The organism is Scytonema millei VB511283, from assembly GCF_000817735.3.
Lineage (GTDB): Bacteria > Cyanobacteriota > Cyanobacteriia > Cyanobacteriales > Chroococcidiopsidaceae > Chroococcidiopsis > Chroococcidiopsis millei_B.
The window spans coordinates 658,426-674,826 of record NZ_JTJC03000002.1; the positions used below are offsets into that span (position 1 = coordinate 658,426).

The following is a 16,401-nucleotide window of genomic DNA, read 5'->3' on the forward strand; positions in this document are numbered from 1 at the left end:
AGGGGCGCACAGCTGTAGTGCGCCCCTACTTACATTTTGCACATCACAAAAGCCACGATCGCGCAATTCGTATATTTACTGAAGTGATTAGAAAATTGTTAAGCCAAAATCAACGCAAGTGGACTTACCATTTTGCGAGATAACAGGCAATGATTGTTCAAGCGCCTCAGCCTAACGTACAAAATTTGCAGCAAGAAGCGATCGCTTTATTCAAGGAAATTGGTTTTCTGATGGATAACGCCGCCAGCGCGCTCAGCACTGATAGTTCTAGCGATAAGTACAAAGACTTTCAGCAAGAGGTCTTGAGTGTATCTCACAATGTGGAAAAATTAGAGCTGATGATGGCGATCGTTGCGCCGATGAAGGCTGGTAAGTCCACAATTATCAACGCCATTGCCGGACAGGAAATTCTTCCTAGTCGCAATGCAGCAATGACAACCCTACCAACACAAATTATTTTTAACCCGGATTTGACTCAGCCAACCTTAACCCTGAGTCCCGAAATTATCTCTGTTTATCAACAAACGCTTCAGGCTTTACAAACAAAGATTCAAGCTTTGGGAATGCAGCGCATCCAAGATAAGATCGCGCAATATCCGCATTTACAAGATTTGCTGCCCAAAATTCAAGACCCCACAAGTCTACAGTTGCAGGAAATAACCTCTGGACGAGAGGAAATTATTCAGGTATTGATGAGTTTGAATGATATCGTTCGCCTTTGCAATACCATTGACCCATCTACAGACCCCTTGGGAAGGCTTACAGAAGTTCCCTGCATTCAGGTTCCACTCGGGCGATCGCGCAATTTATCTTCAGAGGATACAGCTAATAATAAGCCAGATCTAATTGGAAATTTGGTCATTGTCGATACCCCTGGACCCAACGAAGCGGGAGAAAACCTTAAACTTGCTACAGTAGTCGCCGAACAACTCAAGCAAAGCTCGATGGTGTTGATCGTTCTTGACTTCACCCAGTTGAAAACAGAAGCCGCCGAACAGGTAAAACGAGACGTACAAAGAGTTATCGATCTACGGGGTAAAGATAACCTGTACATTTTAGTGAACAAAGTCGATCAACGGCGCGAAGGCGACATGACATCAGAACAGCTGCGCCAATTTATTGCAGCTGAATTTGGCATTGGCGATGACGATACAAACCAAGTATTTGAAGTCTCAGCTAGAAGGGCATTTTCTGCCGCTCACTTTACCCACGAACTAGAGCAGCACCCCGATCTTACTCTGAGTGAGATTCCCGCAGCACGGGTATTAGCTCAAGAAGTCTTCGGGATTGATTGGGAAGAAGAACTAGCAGAAGTCACCTCAGAAGAAATTCGCAAAAAAGCGCAAAAATTATGGAATAAGTCTGGTTTTGAGCCATTTTTAGAAAAAGCTGTAAAAGCATTGATGGAGCGCGCCGCACCTAAGTGTTTGAAATCTGCCCTTAATCTCGGTCGCAGTCGTTTGGTACAACTAAGGGATGAAGTCAAACTCCGCAGTAGTGCCATTTGTCAAGATGCAGAGAAATTGCAGCTAGAGTTATATGCGCTAGAAGCCGATTTGCATCGCCTCGAATTGTGTCGCAGCCGCCTCAAGGATGTCGATTCGATCAAATCTCAACTGCATCAAAATCTCCACGAACTGTTGCAAGTGCTGAAAAAAGAAGCAACTGTGAATTTAGAAATTTTCTTTGCCAAAGAAGAGTACCAACGGGCTGACTTAATTAAAAAGATGGACATGAGAGCGCGGGAACTTTTCTTAACTAATATTGGTGACTTTGAACTTTTTCCTAAGTGGGTATCGTCGCGTCTTAAATCGCAAGTTGAGTTTAAAACTTCTGGTTTATTTGAATTTGAGAGTCCCGAAGTAGCAGAAGAGTTTGTCGATCAGGCAGTCACGTATGTTAAACAGAGGGCAGATAGTTTATTAAGCAGCGTCCGCGCTCGCACGAGTCAAGAAATCGAACAGGCGCGTCAAAGCCTATTAGAGCTTCTAGAACAAGAAACAAAGCCAATTATTGAAGGAGCTTGTCAGCGATTAAATGAAGCTTTCAACTTAGATTTATCTCTGCCGACAATGCAGTGGGAGTCTTTTGAGACAATGGGTTTTGTCAGACCTCCAGTTAAAAGGCAAAGTCGATTTGTCGATCGCGGTAATGTGGAAGTATTAAGAAATCAGCGTCAGTGGTGGCATTGGTTGTGGATAGTTCCCGTAGAAGTCAAAGTTCAGATCCGACGACCGCGAGTGATTGAAGATTACTATACTGTATCTTTAAATACGCTAATTGCCAAAGTGAATCAATCGATTGAAGGCAGTATTGATAATATTAACTTGGAGATCGAGAAATATCTCGATAAAGATTTTCAGCAAAGAGTAGATGTATTTTTTGCAAATCTCGATACCTTTCTCCACAATTATAGAGATAATTTAAGTCAAGCTCAGGCAGATCAAAAACTATCTCTAGAAGAGAAAGAAAAATTGGTAGAAGAATTGAGTTTTCTTCTACCTGAAGCCACAGCGCAAATCCAAACCGCAGAGACCTATATTGAATATACAGACCAAATGCTGAGTGACTAGTGCAAGAGGACAAGGTGGACAACCTAGACAAGGGAGACAAGGGGATAATTCTAGCCACTAATCACCAGCCACCAGTCACTCACCCGACTGCCTCATTTTGCAGTAGCGCTATTACCCGTTTGTTTTTGTGCTTGTTGCAAATGCTCTTGCACTGTGGGTAAGACTTTAGCAGCAAAAGCTTTTAAATCTGGGTCTTGACCTTGTTTCGCCTGCTGGCTGAATAAAGCTTCTTGCTGGGCGTGGGCTTTAACTCCTGCCTCGTTCATATATGCCTTATCAAAAGCGCTGCCAGAAAGCTTTGATAGCTTTGCCCGTACAGCTTCATTTTTTTGACCGATCGTTTTTGGTGGAGTTACACCTTTTTGTTTTGCCAAAGCCATTAGCTCTTGATTAACTTTAGTATGCTCGTCAATCATCTGCTGAGCATAATCTTTTACCTCTTGGCTAGAGGCGCGTTGCAAGGCAAGTTTTCCGAGTTGGACTTCTGCCATTCCCCCTTGGGCTGCTTCAGCAATAAACTGCCGATCTTGAGTGCTGAGTTGCTGATTTTGCCCTGTTGTACTGGGTTGAGTCTGAGTTGAATCGCGATTAGGTTGGTTGATGCTGGGATTCGACTCAGTTGCACCTGGTTTAGAGCGAGTTGCATCAGGAACAGGTTGCGTCGTTGTCCCAGGAGAAGACTGAGTTGGAGATTGACTCGATTGTGCTAAGGTTTTGTATTCTAAAGAGACAAACAACCCGACTGCCACAAGAGCAGCAGAGACAATTTTACGTTGCATTGTTACTAAACTTCCTTGCTTTGTAATGCTTATGTATTCCTCACACCCTCAGTCATGCCGTCAAGAGACTGACAGATCGCGGGTGTTTGTTAAGCGATTGTTAAAGATGCGGCGATCGCATTTGACTAGTACATCTGCTTCGCTCACACCTATTCTCTATTTGCAATCTCCCAGCGATCGCCAACCTCTACCTGAAGAGTCATTCGTCATTCGTCATTCGTCATTCGTCATTTGTTATATTGACTACAAAAAATCAGTTATCAGTTATCAGTTATCAGTTATCAGTTATCAGGGAGCAGGGAGCAGGGAGCAGGGAGCAGGGGGAAGAAAGCTGAGGGAGCTGAGGGAGCAACAACCGTCTTCACGTAGCTTGCTTCCCCGAAGGGGTAGTGTAGCGAGCGCGTTTACCGTTAACCGTCAACAATCAACAATCAACTACCAACTACCACGTAACAACAACGAATTTAAGATGTCAGCTACTAAGTCTTGGTTCCAACCCATCGATCGCGTGGCGATCGCCCTGATATTCATTCTCAGTCTGCTGATTGGACTGTTGGTGTGGCGCGGGGATACAGTTGCACCCAAAGTGAGAGATTTTAGTTGGCAAGCTAAACAGATCGGTGCTGGCGATCGCTCTTTTAGCCTCACGTTTAGCCGTCCGATGAATACTAACAGCGTCGAGGCAAACTTACAAATCGATCCGCCACTACCAGGTAAAGTCAGTTGGGCAGGACGACGGTTAGCGTATACTTTGCTAGAACCAGCACCCTATGGCGCGACGTATCGCGTGCAGTTACGCTTTGCAAGGGATAAGTTTACACCTGAAACAGATCTGGGGCGGATGCTACAACCTTTTGAGGCAACTTTTAGTACCCGCGATCGCGCTTTTGTCTATCTTGGTGTAGAAGGAGAGGAACAAGGCAGACTCGTCCTTTACAATTTCACCCAGCAGAAAAAAACGATTCTCACGCCGAAAAATCTAGCAGTCGTTGACTATAAGCTTTATCCTCACGGTGACAAAATTCTCTTTTCTGCTAGCGATCGCCAGAGCCAAAATCGACAAAATCAAAATCCCCAAGGGTTACTTTCTGCCCAAATTTATACTGTCACGACCGGAATTTCTACCCCCGATCCGGATCGGACTCACTGGTTTTCTTTCTTGAATCGTCAACAAGTCCCGTCTCCAGGCAAAATTGACCTAGTTCTAGATAACAAAGACTATCAAAATCTCAAATTTGACTTGTCTCCCGATGGCAATACTATATTGGTGCAGCGTGTCAGCCAGCGTCAATCCGATCGATTTGGTTTTTGGATCGTCCGTCCCAATTCTCCGCCGCAAGAAATGGAAACGGAACCAGGGGGAGACTTTTTAATTACTCCTGACAGTCAAACAGTGGCAGTTGCCCAAGGACAAGGAGTCGCAATTTTACCTTTACAAGCTGATGCAAAAAAGCCCTTAGAATTTCTCCCTCAATTTGGTATGGTACTGGACTTTGCTCCTGATGGTACGCAAGGGGCAATGGTGCGGTTTAATTCTGATTACACGCGATCGCTATTTTTAGTTACAAACCAAGGGGTACAAAGAGAATTATTCCGCACGACTGGTTCTATTCTCAGCGCCCAGTTCGATCCTCGTACCGGAATTCTCTACTGCTTGCTGACGCAGTTAATGCAGGGAAATACTTATGAGGAACAGCCGTATTTAAGCGCGATCGATCTCAAAACAGGAAAACAAACACCTTTAGTGGTGCTACCCAATCAAAGAGATATTCAGTTAAGTCTAGCGCCCGATGGCTTGGGTTTACTATTCGATCAAGTCGTGACAGCAGCCAACGCTAACCCATCTCCAACTTTACCCCGTACCGAGCAAGGACAGGCGATCGCCACCAGTCATTTATGGCTACTCCCACTCCCTGAAACTATAGATGCGAATCTCGCCAACCAATTGCGACCCGAACAGTTGCCCTTACCTGGCTTTCGTCCCAGATGGATACCTTAGTCTCAAATCAAAGCCTTCAGTAACGCTTGCAATTTCAACTGGACTTCGGCAATTTCTCGATCGGGATTAGAGCCAGCAACAATTCCAGCACCAGCATACAACCTCGCGCGATCGCCATCAATTAAAGCCGAACGAATTCCCACAATAAACTCGCTATCTCCTTGATGATTTACCCAACCTAAAGGTGCGGCATATAAACCTCTTTCAAATTTTTCGTAGGTGCGAATTTTTTTACAAGCGAGTTGTCTGCTAACTCCCCCTACTGCTGGAGTTGGATGTAAAGCGGCAACAATTTCTAATGGATGAACGTTTAGGGGAACTCTAGCTTGAATTGGTGTCCATAAATGTTGAATATTGGCTAGTCGCCGTAACCGAGGCGATAGTAATTGTGGAGCAATACTCAGTTCTTGCAAACTTTGCGTAATAAAGTCAATTACGACTCGGTGTTCGTGCCTTTCTTTTTCACTCTGCAATAATTGATTTGCTAATACTGCATCTTCCGCCGTTGTTTTTCCTCGCGAAATTGAACCAGCTAATGCATCGGTAAATAGTTGGCGATCGCGAATGCTAATTAATCGTTCTGGACTTGCGCCGATAAAGTTTTGTCCTTTCCCATTGTGAGTAGAAAACACATAACAATCGGGATACATTTGTCGCAAGCGGTTGAGGCAATTAAATAAGTTAAAGTCTGTATTTACCTGCACATCAATTGCATGAGCCAGAACGACTTTACTTAGTTGTTGTTTGTAAATTAATTCCGAACAATCAATGACTGCTTGTTTAAAGCGAGCGATACTACTAACATTGACTTGACTGAATTCTCGTTGAAAATGATTTTCTTCATTTTCTGGCTGTTCTATTGAGGTAATCTCATGAATCTTACGCCATAAGTGTTGGATGAATATATCTATATTTGTATCTGCTTCAATTGGCAAGTTAGCAACTAATACGCAGCGATCGCCTTGTCTAGCAATCTGCCAACGGGGGAGAAACACTGTAGCGACTGGAAAGGGAGAATCTGCTGTAGCCTCTGAGAAAAAACTAAAACTACAAAAGAAATGTGGTTTAGCAAAAGTATGGTTAGAAGAATCAAAAATCTCAATCTCTTTTAAACAAGAGCAAATAAACTTTTGAGTCAGATGAAAACGATTTGCACCTGCCAATTGTAACTGTGCTACAGCATCAATAGCAGCGATCGCCTCTCCTTTGCTTTTATTCTCAAAATAGAAATTTAATTGACGGGGTCGAGCTAGTTTTTCTAGTACAACCAGCGGATCGATCGAATCGATCTCCAGAGAAATGCTGACGATTTGAGAGCAATTTCGATCGCAGTTTTTTTGCGAAGCTACAAGAAACTGGTATAGCTTCTGGCAGTTTAAGTGGTAGTTGGCAGGGCGCGGTAAAAGGAGCATGAATGTTAAAGTAAACTATTTTTGCATCCAAGTTTAGTAAATTTTTTTAACTGTAAATTTTTTTTAACTTCTGTTCCTAAAGATTATTAAATCGTGATGGGATGGCTACAGGCGATCGGTTTGCATAGTGAGGAGCGAAGAGTGTTAGCAAAGCAGGACGAAGTCCGAAGCGAGAGAAAACCGCTAGAAGGCAGGCAACATAGGGGTGACAGCTACTCTCATGCCGCAAATGCACCGATCCCTATAGTACAAGAAATGGGGACAGTTATCAGTTGTCAGCTGTCAGTTATCAGTTATCAACGACTAGTGGCTCGTGACTGGTGACAAGAATTGAGTCAAGCCACTAGCCACCAGCCACTAGTCCCTGTCAATTACCAATTACCAATTACCCTTTAAAATGACAACAAAGCTGATTGCATATTCTAATTCTCAACCCAAATCAAAGTTGTGGATGGCAGCGATTAAACCACCAATGTATAGCGTTGCCATTATTCCAATTTGGGTAGGAACAGCGGTAGCAGTTGCGCAAACAAAAAGTTTGAATGCAGGTGTATTTTCGACTTTTCTCACTGCTGCTATTTGTATTGTAGCTTGGAGTAATATCAGTAATGATGTTTTCGATTCTGAAACGGGAATCGATAAAAATAAAGCTCACTCTTTAGTGAATTTAACTGGAAACAAACGCCTAATTTTCTGGATTGGGAATCTGTTTTTGACTTTGGGTTTATTGGGTATTTTAGCGATCGCCTGGTGGCAACGAGACTTAACTATAATTGGAATTATCCTCGCGTGCTGCGCGATCGGCTACGCTTATCAGGGACCACCTTTTCGCTTAGGATATCACGGTTTAGGGGAAATTCTCTGCTTTGTGGCTTATGGTCCGCTTGCAGTTTCAGCAGCTTACTATAGTCAAACTCAATCTTGGTCAATAACAAATTTAGCTGCTTCAATTATTGTCGGAATTGTCACTAGCTTAATTTTATTTTGTTCTCACTTTCACCAAGTCAAGGACGATCTCGCTGCCGGAAAGCGATCGCCTATTGTTCGTTTGGGTACGGCTTTATCTGCTAATTTATTACCCTGGATTTGTGGTAGTATTTACGCTTTAACTAGTTTATTAGCAGTTTTAAATATATTTCCAACATGGACTTTACTCAGTTGGTTAAGTTTACCCTTTGCAATTAAGTTGTGTCGGCACGTTCTACAATATCATGACCAACCAGAGAAAGTCAGCAATTGTAAGTTTATTGCCGTAGGATTGCATTTTGTCTGCGGATTACTGTTAGGATTGGGATTTATGTTGTGAGTGTCATTTGTCAGTTATCAGTGACTGGTGACTAGTGGCTGGTAGCTAGAGAAGATTTCCATGACCCAATTCAATTTTCGCCCTTATCGACGACGATTTCAACCACCTCTACAAACAAATCATGGCGTTTGGGATGTGCGAGATGGGATTATAATTCGATTGACTAGCGATTCAAATGTGGGATATGGTGAGATTGCGCCTATTAGTTGGTTTGGTTCAGAAACAGTAGAACAAGCTTTAGATTTTTGTCGCCAGTTACCAAAAGAAGTTTCTGAGGAAATTATTTTTTCAATTCCCGATCGCTTTCCTGCTTGTCAGTTTGGATTTGAATCCGCATGGGAAGATATTAATTGTAGGGGCGTACAGATGTATGCCCCTATAATACCTCTTGCTTACAGTGCCTTACTTCCTGCTGGCAAAGCCGCCTTATCAACTTGGCAAAGTTTAGCAAAAGACGGTTACAGCACCTTTAAATGGAAAATTGGAGTCGATCCCATTGCTGAGGAATTGGCTATTTTTCACCATTTAATTGAAGTGCTACCAGAGGGAGTAAAACTGCGATTAGATGCTAATGGGGGACTGAGTTATGAAGAGGCAAATTTATGGCTTTATAACTGCGATAATATTATGGCAGCGGGGGCAGGCGGAGAAATTGAATATATCGAACAGCCGCTTGCTGTAAAAAATTTGACTGAAATGCAAGAGTTAAGTGACTACTATGCTACTGCGATCGCGCTCGATGAATCTGTGGCAAATCTGACTCAATTAGAGGCGTGTTATCAACGGGGATGGCGAGGAATTTTTACGATCAAACCCAGTATTGCTGGTTCGCCAAGCCGTCTGCGAAAGTTCTGTCAAGAACGTAAAATTGATGCGGTGTTTTCTTCCGTATTTGAAACTATTGTAGGTAGACAAGCAGCTTTAAAACTAGCAGCAGAACTATCTATAAATCGCCGCGCAGTTGGTTTTGGCGTACATCACTGGTTAGAGGAAAACGAACAAACCTGGCTAGAACAATTATGGCAAGCTTGCTAGAGGATATCAAAAAATGTGGCGATCGCCATTGGTTAATTGGTTGCGATCGCGACGAACTTATCGAACTAGCAGAGCATTTTTATTTAGAAATTATCGAGCAATCTTCTCAGCAGAATTCGCCTATAATTATTGTAGCTGAAAGCAACCCAATTCGATTTCTCGCTGGATTTCTCGCCGCTTGTAGTGCAAGTTGTTCCATATTTCTTTGCAATCCCTTTTGGGGAGAAGGAGAATGGCAGCAAGTTTTTGATATCGTACAGCCAGATATTGTCTGGGGAGAAGTCAAAAAGCAAAAGTCAAAAGCTATAATTCCGAATTCCGAATTCCGAATTCCGAATTCATCTATCATGATTCCCACAGGTGGATCGTCGGGTAAAATTCGTTTCGCTATTCATACATGGGATACATTAAGTGCATCTGTTCGAGGCTTTCAAACATACTTTCAAATTCAGCAAATAAATTCTTTTTGTGTCTTACCTCTATATCACGTTAGTGGTTTGATGCAATTTATGCGATCGCTAATTACGGGTGGTAAATTAGCACTTTTTCCATTTAAAACTATAGAATCTGGAATCATACCCGATATCGATCCAGAAGATTTTTTTATTTCTTTAGTTCCAACTCAACTTCAACGCTTATTACAGATACCCAATTTAAGCAATTGGCTAGCACAATTTCAAACTGTCTTGTTAGGTGGCGCGTCTGCATGGCAAGACCTTTTAACTCAAGCTAGAGATTGTGGAATTAGATTAGCACCTACCTATGGGATGACAGAAACGGCATCGCAAATTGCTACCCTTAAGCCAGAAGATTTTCTGCAAGGATATAATAGCTGCGGTCGAGTTCTACCTCACGCTCAAATTAAAGTTATTGATTCTAAAAATCAAATATTAAATTCTAATGAAATTGGGACAATTTGCATTCAAGCGAAATCATTGGCTTTAGGTTATTATCCAGATTTATTAGATCGAGTTGAGATCCAGATAGACGATCTGGGTTTTATTGACGATCGCGGTTATTTAAATATTGTCGGTCGCAACAGCGATAAGATTATTACAGGGGGAGAAAACGTCTATCCTTGTGAAGTTGAAGCTGCGATTAGAGCGACTCAATTAGTTGATGATATTGCTGTAATTGGGCTTTGCGATCGCATTTGGGGAGAAGTCGTCACGGCAATTTACGTTCCTAAATCCCAGTCGATTACTGCAATCGAAATTAAAGCCGCGATCGCCAAGAGTTTATCTAAGTTTAAAATCCCTAAGTATTGGATTAGCGCTCAAAAGTTACCTCGTAACGCGCAAGGTAAACTCAACCGAAAGCAATTAAAAGCGATCGCAATTCTGACTCAAGAAAATCGCGATCGAGACTTGTCTAATCTAACCATTGTTGAAACCACTGGACGATCTCGCTAGTTAGTTGTCGTCTGGTTCTGCTTTCAGGATCGATACAAACGTGTTCTGTCAAGACTTTGGCGACTTCGCGATCGCGTGCGTCAATTATTTTATACGTTACCTCAAAATAATCGTCACCCATATATTTTGGTGTCAGATCGATTAAAATCTTATCGCCACAAAACATCGGACGGAAAAAATCTGCACTGGCATGAACGATCGGAATGGCAACCGATGATTTACCAAAAAATGCTTGAATGTTAACTCCCGATGCCGCTAAAGACTCTTCGTAAGCTTCATGGCATATAGATAGAACGCTGGCAAAGTAGACAACCCCAGCCGCGTCAGTATCCTGAAAGCGAATAGTACGAGTGTATGTAAATGTCATTTATCGAGGAATACGTTCACATCTATTTATCTCCGATAGTGCCAGAATTCGCCACTCATTTTTCTTTTTTTCTTAATTTTTAACGCCAATCCAGAGTGAAGAGGCATTAAATATTCTCCAACTTGCATAAAAATAGAGTTTTATTCCCCCCTTTTTAAGGAGGGTTAGGGGGGATCGAGAGTACTAGATCACAATTTTCTCTCCACTATCAACATCCGCCGATAAGACAACCATCCTCCCAGTACCATCAATGCCGTGAAGCCAACTAAAAAATAAAAATTCTCGGCGATTTCAGCAATCTCACTGCCATTAGCAGAAACTTTTAAAAAAGCTGTATTCATGTGATAAATCGGATTAAACTTGGCAATTTGTTGTAAATTTTTCGGAAACAAAAAAGCAGGGATAAAAGCACCGCCTAACATTAATAGCGGTACGCCAAAAGCAGCAATTAAAGCATTCACATCCTCCGTACGACGGGCTAGTTGCGTGCCTAAAATAAAACCTAAACCTACGTATGCAGCGATACTCAGTAGAATAATTAAGCAGCCTAGAATAACGGAACCATTGAAACTCGCATTAAAAAATAATGAAGAAATCGTATAAATTAGCACAGCTTGTCCTATGCCTATACAACTGTGAGCGAGAAAAATTCCTAAAAAGTAGGACGTGCCACTTAGAGGAGAAATGAATAGACGCTTAAGAGTTTGTTGTTCTCGTTCGGAAACGATCGCCGCAACCGTACCACCTAAACAACTGAAAAACAACGCTGCACCCACTAACGTTAAGGGCGCAGCGATATTAAAAGCTTGGTCTATTGACAGCTTGGCTCGTTCTGCCAAAATAAATCCGTTAAGTAACAATACAGAGACAGGAAAAATACTCCAAAAAATTAAGCTGCGACGGCGACGCAGTAGTTCAATTAAGATTCGTTGTGCGACAGCCAGCGTTTCTCGCCAGTATTTCATCGTGATGGGAGTGAGGAGTTAACTTGAATCCATTATCAAACGACGTGCTTTCGCAGCCAATTTCTCGACGCACTTTATTTAAGTTATGTGGGATTGGTGCTGTCGGGGGAGTTGTGGGATACACTCGGTTCTCAAAACCACAGCCTACAGTACACCAACCAGATAGATTCAATCTACCGCGATCGCTAACTCAATCGAAAAGCGTAGTTGTTGTCGGTGGAGGATTAGCGGGATTAGCTTGCGCCTACGAACTGAGTCAGCGCGGATTTGCCGTGACGCTATTAGAGAGATCGCCACAACTGGGTGGTAAGATTGCCAGCTGGCAGGTTGAAGCCGCAGGGGAAACTTTTATGATGGAACATGGCTTCCACGGTTTCTTTCCCCAGTACTACAACCTCAAAAGTATCGTGGCAGAACTGGAAATTCAGGACAATTTTCGGTCTTTAAATTCCTACGCCGTCCTCTATCGGGGAGAAAAGTACCAGCCAGAAGTTTTCCGTCCCAGCCACTCAGCGTTCCCGTGGAATATCGTCGATTTAGCGATCGCCTCTCCGAATCGGCTTAAATGGGGTATTAACCTGACAAAATGGGAACACTGGCAGGTGTTTCGGGCAATTACCGGATTTCAAACCCAAAAAACCTTTCAACGTCTAGATCATCTTTCCGTAGCTGAGTGGGTAGAACGGAGTTTTCCCCAAGGATTATACGATTTATACTTTTTACCCTTCGCCAAATCAAGCTTAAATGCTCCCGATCTCATGAGTGTAGGGGAATTAATGCAATTTTTCCACTTCTATTTTTTTGGCAATCCCGAAGGACTCGCTTTTAACGGTACGCGCTACGACATGGGTACGAGTTTAGTCCAACCAATTGCCCAGGCGATCGAGCAAAATGGTGGCAAGATCGTCACAGGTGCAATCGTCACCGCAATTCAGGCTCAAAATGGCAAGATTTCATCCCTTAGCTATTCTCAGGGAGAAGGGGAGGATACACCGTTTTGGGTATCGGGAGTCGGGAGTCGGGAGTCGGTAGGGGCGGGTTTGGAAACCCACCCGTACGGGAGTAGGGGCGGGTTCACCCAAAATCTCAATTCCCCCGCAGATAAGTCTGGCAAACCCGCCCTTCCAGAGATCGACAGCGGCAAAAACATAGAATATTACGGTGCAGCCGATCGCATGTATGCTGTTTCTCCCGAATATAAAGAAGCCATCTCCCTCACTTGTACTCATCAAGGCTGTACGGTACAGCTAGCAGAAGATGGCAAGTTTCACTGTCCCTGTCATGGCGCAGTATACGATCGCCACGGAAAAGTCTTGAAAGGACCCGCACAAAAAGATTTACCCCGCTTTCAAGTCGTCAAACAGCAGAAAGAACGGTTACAGCTAGTAGCAGTAAACGGGAGTCGGGAGTCGGGAGTCGGGAGTCGGGAATTATTCAGCAACCAACTACCAACTACCAACTACCAACTACCCATTACCAACTACCCATTACCAATTCAAGCCGATTACTACGTCTTCGCCACTGACGTACCAGGAGTACAACAATTATTTACCCTAGTTACGGGAGAAGTTAGCCAGCAAGTGCGATCGCAAGTCGAAAAATTATCTCTAGCCGATCCTTTCGCTGTCTGTCGCTTCTGGTTCGATCGCGATTTTGATTGGGAACACAGCAATTTTACCTCTTTATCTGGCTATCAACTCACCGATAGCATTACGCTTTATCACCGCATTCAGGAACCGTATATTGATTGGGCAAATAAAACAGGTGGTAGCGTCGTGGAGTTACACGCCTATTGTTACAAAGAAAAAGAGTTTCCCCACCAGCAAGCCTTATTAACAACATTCGAGCAAGAATTATATGAAATCGTACCGCAGTTACAGCAAGCAAAAATGTTGCATCGGGAATTGGTCAATCAAAAGAATTTTTCTGGTTATCCACCAAATAGCTATAGCGATCGACCGGAAACAAGTACGGAGATTCCTAATTTAATATTCGCAGGTGATTGGGTCAAAATGCCATTTCCTTGCGGATTGATGGAAAGGGCAGTAAGTAGTGGGTTATTAGCAGCAAATGAGATTTTACATCGCGAAGGATTGCAAAGGCGATCTCTTTTCTCGGTTGATCCAGAGGGCATGTTGAAGATTTAACCAAAGTAGGGTGCATTATTCAACGCACCCTACAAATTTCAAAATTATTAGATTCAAAAATATATAAAGCTATGCAAACACCCTCACTAATTTCACAACAGCGCGATATTCGACAAACCGGAATTAATCCGAATCACTGGTATGCAGTCGCCCGAAGTAGTGAAGTTACTACTAATCCTATAGCCGTTACTCTTTGGCAGCAAGCGATCGCAATTTATCGTGGCAACGATGGTAAAGTCTATGCTTTAGAAGATCGATGTCCGCACCGTCAAGTCAAACTTAGTCACGGACGAGTTGTAGATAACAATATAGAATGTGCTTACCACGGCTGGCATATAGGGGGAAATGGTGAATGTGTTGCCGTTCCTTATTTGGCAGCAAATCAAAAACTACCAAATTGCAAAATTCGCCATTATCCAGTACGAGAACAGGATGGTTTTATTTGGATATTTCCTGGCGATTCCAATATATCTACACAAATTCAACCTTTGGGCTTACCAGAATGGGATCATCTCAACTATATTGCCACTGTTTCAATTATTGAATGTACCGCTCACTATTCTTATTTAATTGAAAACTTGATGGATATGTACCACGGGCATTTACATCAAAGTTGGCAAGCTTGGGCAGATCCAGTGTTGCAAGATATTTATGAAGATAACGGACGAGTTGACGCGCATTACCAAGCACAAAGTTATTATAAAATTGATAAAATCTGGTCGATATCACAATTATTTTTCCCTGCCTTACGTCGGCTTCACCCAGAACCTTTAGACGTGAGCTATATTTATCCCAATTGGACATCAACATTAGGAAATGATTTTAAAATTTATTGTTTATTTTGCCCAATCAATGACATTAAAACTCGTGCCTATTTAATTCATTTTACTTCTCTCAATGCCTTCTGGCGCTTGCATAAATTACCCGTAGCTTTTAGGAAGTTCGTCAAAAACAGTTTATTTGGTTCGGCACAGAAATTATTAGATGGATTAGTCCTTCAAGATGTACAAATGATTGAAGAGGAACAGCAAGCCTATCTCGCCCATCCAGAACAAAAAAATCATGAATTAAACCGCGCTTTAGTTAGCGTCCAAAAATTGATTAGAAGTCAAGCTAATACTGATTAGCGATCGCTCTTTTAACCTCATGCCACTTCTATTTGTTTTTGCACAGATCCCGTTCCATAGCCCCCCTTAAAAAGGGGGGTTGGGGGGATCTTCCGAGACACGGCTGAGAGAAAAGATCTAAGCTGGCAACAGTCCCTTTTCTCCTAACCAGGCACGATTAAACAACCGCGATTGATAGCGCGTACCGCTATCGCATAAAATTGTCACAATTGTATGACCTGGACCCAACTGCTTAGCTAATTCGATCGCCGCACCGACATTAATACCCGTAGAACCGCCGAGAAATAATCCCTCTTCTTGCAGCAAACGGTAGACAATTTGCACTGCTACAGTGTCAGTAACGCGAATTGCATCGTCAATCGGTGCGCCCTCCATGTTAGCAGTCACTCGACTATTACCGATGCCCTCGGTGATAGAGTTACCCTCGCTTTTAGTTTCACCTGTCTTGATATAACTGTAAAGCGCGCTACCCATTGGATCGGCTAAAACTGTCTTGATAGCAGGATTTTTTTCTTTTAGGTACATTGCTACCCCTGCTAGCGTACCGCCAGTACCTGTGGATGTGACCCATACGTCAACTTTACCATCCGTCTGTTCCCAAATTTCTTTTCCAGTCGTTTCATAGTGCGCCGTGCGATTGGCTAAATTATCAAACTGGTTTGCCCAAATTGCGTTTTCCATCTCTTCGGCAATTCTACCGGAGAGCCTGACATAATTATTCGGGTCTTTGTATGGTACGGCAGGAACGGGACGCACCTCAGCCCCCAACAGCCTCAACGCATCCATTTTTTCTTGCGACTGGGTATCGGGAATCACAATTAAGCTTTTGTAGCCCTTAGCATTACAAATATGGGCAAGTCCGATGCCAGTATTTCCCGCTGTCCCTTCTACCACCGTACCCCCAGGTTTGAGAATGCCTTTTTCTTCCGCATCCTTAATAATGTAAAGTGCGGCGCGGTCTTTCACCGAACCCCCAGGGTTAAGAAACTCTGCCTTACCAAGAATTTCACACCCAGTCTCTTCACTGAAGCGGTTAAGCCGGATCAGGGGTGTATTGCCTACAGTACCGACAAACCCGTTTTTGATATCCATTCCTAAACTACCGTTAATTATCATCTATAAAAATTCTGACTTATTGCGGTAGATGGTAGGGTGTATTGTTGCGATCTTCAGATGGCAGTCGCAAGTGCGATCGCAGATAAAAACATAAAGGAGTTAGCCGTAGGGTGTCGGGCAGAGTAAAATCATTGTAGCTAACTATATGGATCGCCAAGCCACA

At 43.0% G+C, this 16,401-nt stretch carries 14 protein-coding genes; 8 read left to right on the forward strand and 6 right to left on the reverse strand.

Going from position 1 to position 16,401, the window contains the following annotated elements:
* Positions 1-149: 149 nt before the first annotated feature.
* Positions 150-2,573: a dynamin family protein gene (locus tag QH73_RS10715; protein WP_039716436.1), complete on the forward strand. Its 2,424-nt coding sequence runs from the start codon at positions 150-152 to the stop codon at positions 2,571-2,573.
* A 92-nt stretch (positions 2,574-2,665) separates the two neighbouring features.
* Here the strand turns inward: QH73_RS10715 and QH73_RS10720 are convergent, their stop codons facing one another.
* The gene (locus QH73_RS10720; protein WP_039716435.1) at positions 2,666-3,352 is read right to left on the reverse strand and encodes a DUF4142 domain-containing protein; all 687 of its coding nucleotides are present in this window, start codon (positions 3,350-3,352) and stop codon (positions 2,666-2,668) included.
* A 469-nt stretch (positions 3,353-3,821) separates the two neighbouring features.
* On the opposite strand from QH73_RS10720, the gene QH73_RS10725 reads away from it, so the two are divergent.
* Positions 3,822-5,351, forward strand: coding sequence for an Ig-like domain-containing domain (locus tag QH73_RS10725; RefSeq protein ID WP_039716434.1), 1,530 nt, complete (start codon positions 3,822-3,824; stop codon positions 5,349-5,351).
* A 2-nt stretch (positions 5,352-5,353) separates the two neighbouring features.
* Here the strand turns inward: QH73_RS10725 and QH73_RS10730 are convergent, their stop codons facing one another.
* Positions 5,354-6,763: an isochorismate synthase gene (locus QH73_RS10730; protein WP_039716433.1), complete on the reverse strand. Its 1,410-nt coding sequence runs from the start codon at positions 6,761-6,763 to the stop codon at positions 5,354-5,356.
* Between the two features lie 96 nt (positions 6,764-6,859).
* Between QH73_RS10730 and QH73_RS10735 the strand changes: the two genes are divergently transcribed.
* From QH73_RS10735 to QH73_RS10750, 4 genes are all read left to right on the forward strand, one after another.
* Positions 6,860-7,087, forward strand: coding sequence for a hypothetical protein (locus QH73_RS10735; RefSeq protein ID WP_132866898.1), 228 nt, complete (start codon positions 6,860-6,862; stop codon positions 7,085-7,087).
* A 73-nt stretch (positions 7,088-7,160) separates the two neighbouring features.
* The gene (menA, locus tag QH73_RS10740; RefSeq protein ID WP_039716432.1) at positions 7,161-8,069 is read left to right on the forward strand and encodes a 2-carboxy-1,4-naphthoquinone phytyltransferase; all 909 of its coding nucleotides are present in this window, start codon (positions 7,161-7,163) and stop codon (positions 8,067-8,069) included.
* Positions 8,070-8,129: 60 nt separating this feature from the next.
* A complete protein-coding gene (locus tag QH73_RS10745) occupies positions 8,130-9,104 on the forward strand; it encodes an o-succinylbenzoate synthase (RefSeq protein ID WP_039716431.1) in 975 nt (324 codons plus the stop codon).
* Positions 9,089-10,516 carry a 2-succinylbenzoate--CoA ligase gene (locus tag QH73_RS10750; protein WP_039716430.1) on the forward strand — a complete coding sequence of 476 codons (1,428 nt, stop codon included), beginning with the start codon at positions 9,089-9,091 and terminating at the stop codon, positions 10,514-10,516. The genes QH73_RS10745 and QH73_RS10750 overlap by 16 nt, the downstream gene beginning before the upstream one ends.
* Here the strand turns inward: QH73_RS10750 and QH73_RS10755 are convergent.
* Both QH73_RS10755 and QH73_RS10760 read right to left on the reverse strand, forming a co-directional pair.
* Positions 10,476-10,883, reverse strand: coding sequence for an acyl-CoA thioesterase (locus tag QH73_RS10755; RefSeq protein WP_039716429.1), 408 nt, complete (start codon positions 10,881-10,883; stop codon positions 10,476-10,478). The genes QH73_RS10750 and QH73_RS10755 overlap by 41 nt on opposite strands.
* A gap of 188 nt (positions 10,884-11,071) precedes the next feature.
* Positions 11,072-11,848 carry an ABC transporter permease gene (locus tag QH73_RS10760; RefSeq protein WP_039716428.1) on the reverse strand — a complete coding sequence of 259 codons (777 nt, stop codon included), beginning with the start codon at positions 11,846-11,848 and terminating at the stop codon, positions 11,072-11,074.
* Between the two features lie 23 nt (positions 11,849-11,871).
* Between QH73_RS10760 and QH73_RS10765 the strand changes: the two genes are divergently transcribed.
* Together QH73_RS10765 and QH73_RS10770 are read left to right on the forward strand one after the other, a co-directional pair.
* Entirely contained in the window at positions 11,872-13,995 is a 2,124-nt protein-coding gene (locus QH73_RS10765; RefSeq protein ID WP_039716427.1) for an FAD-dependent oxidoreductase, read from the forward strand.
* 71 nt (positions 13,996-14,066) lie between these two features.
* A complete protein-coding gene (locus QH73_RS10770; protein ID WP_039716426.1) occupies positions 14,067-15,122 on the forward strand; it encodes an aromatic ring-hydroxylating dioxygenase subunit alpha in 1,056 nt (351 codons plus the stop codon).
* 117 nt (positions 15,123-15,239) lie between these two features.
* On the opposite strand, the gene QH73_RS10775 is transcribed toward QH73_RS10770, so the two are convergent.
* Together QH73_RS10775 and QH73_RS10780 are read right to left on the reverse strand one after the other, a co-directional pair.
* Positions 15,240-16,214: a cysteine synthase A gene (locus QH73_RS10775; protein ID WP_039716425.1), complete on the reverse strand. Its 975-nt coding sequence runs from the start codon at positions 16,212-16,214 to the stop codon at positions 15,240-15,242.
* Between the two features lie 40 nt (positions 16,215-16,254).
* A complete protein-coding gene (locus QH73_RS10780) occupies positions 16,255-16,395 on the reverse strand; it encodes a hypothetical protein (protein WP_165587658.1) in 141 nt (46 codons plus the stop codon).
* Positions 16,396-16,401 lie beyond the last annotated feature (6 nt).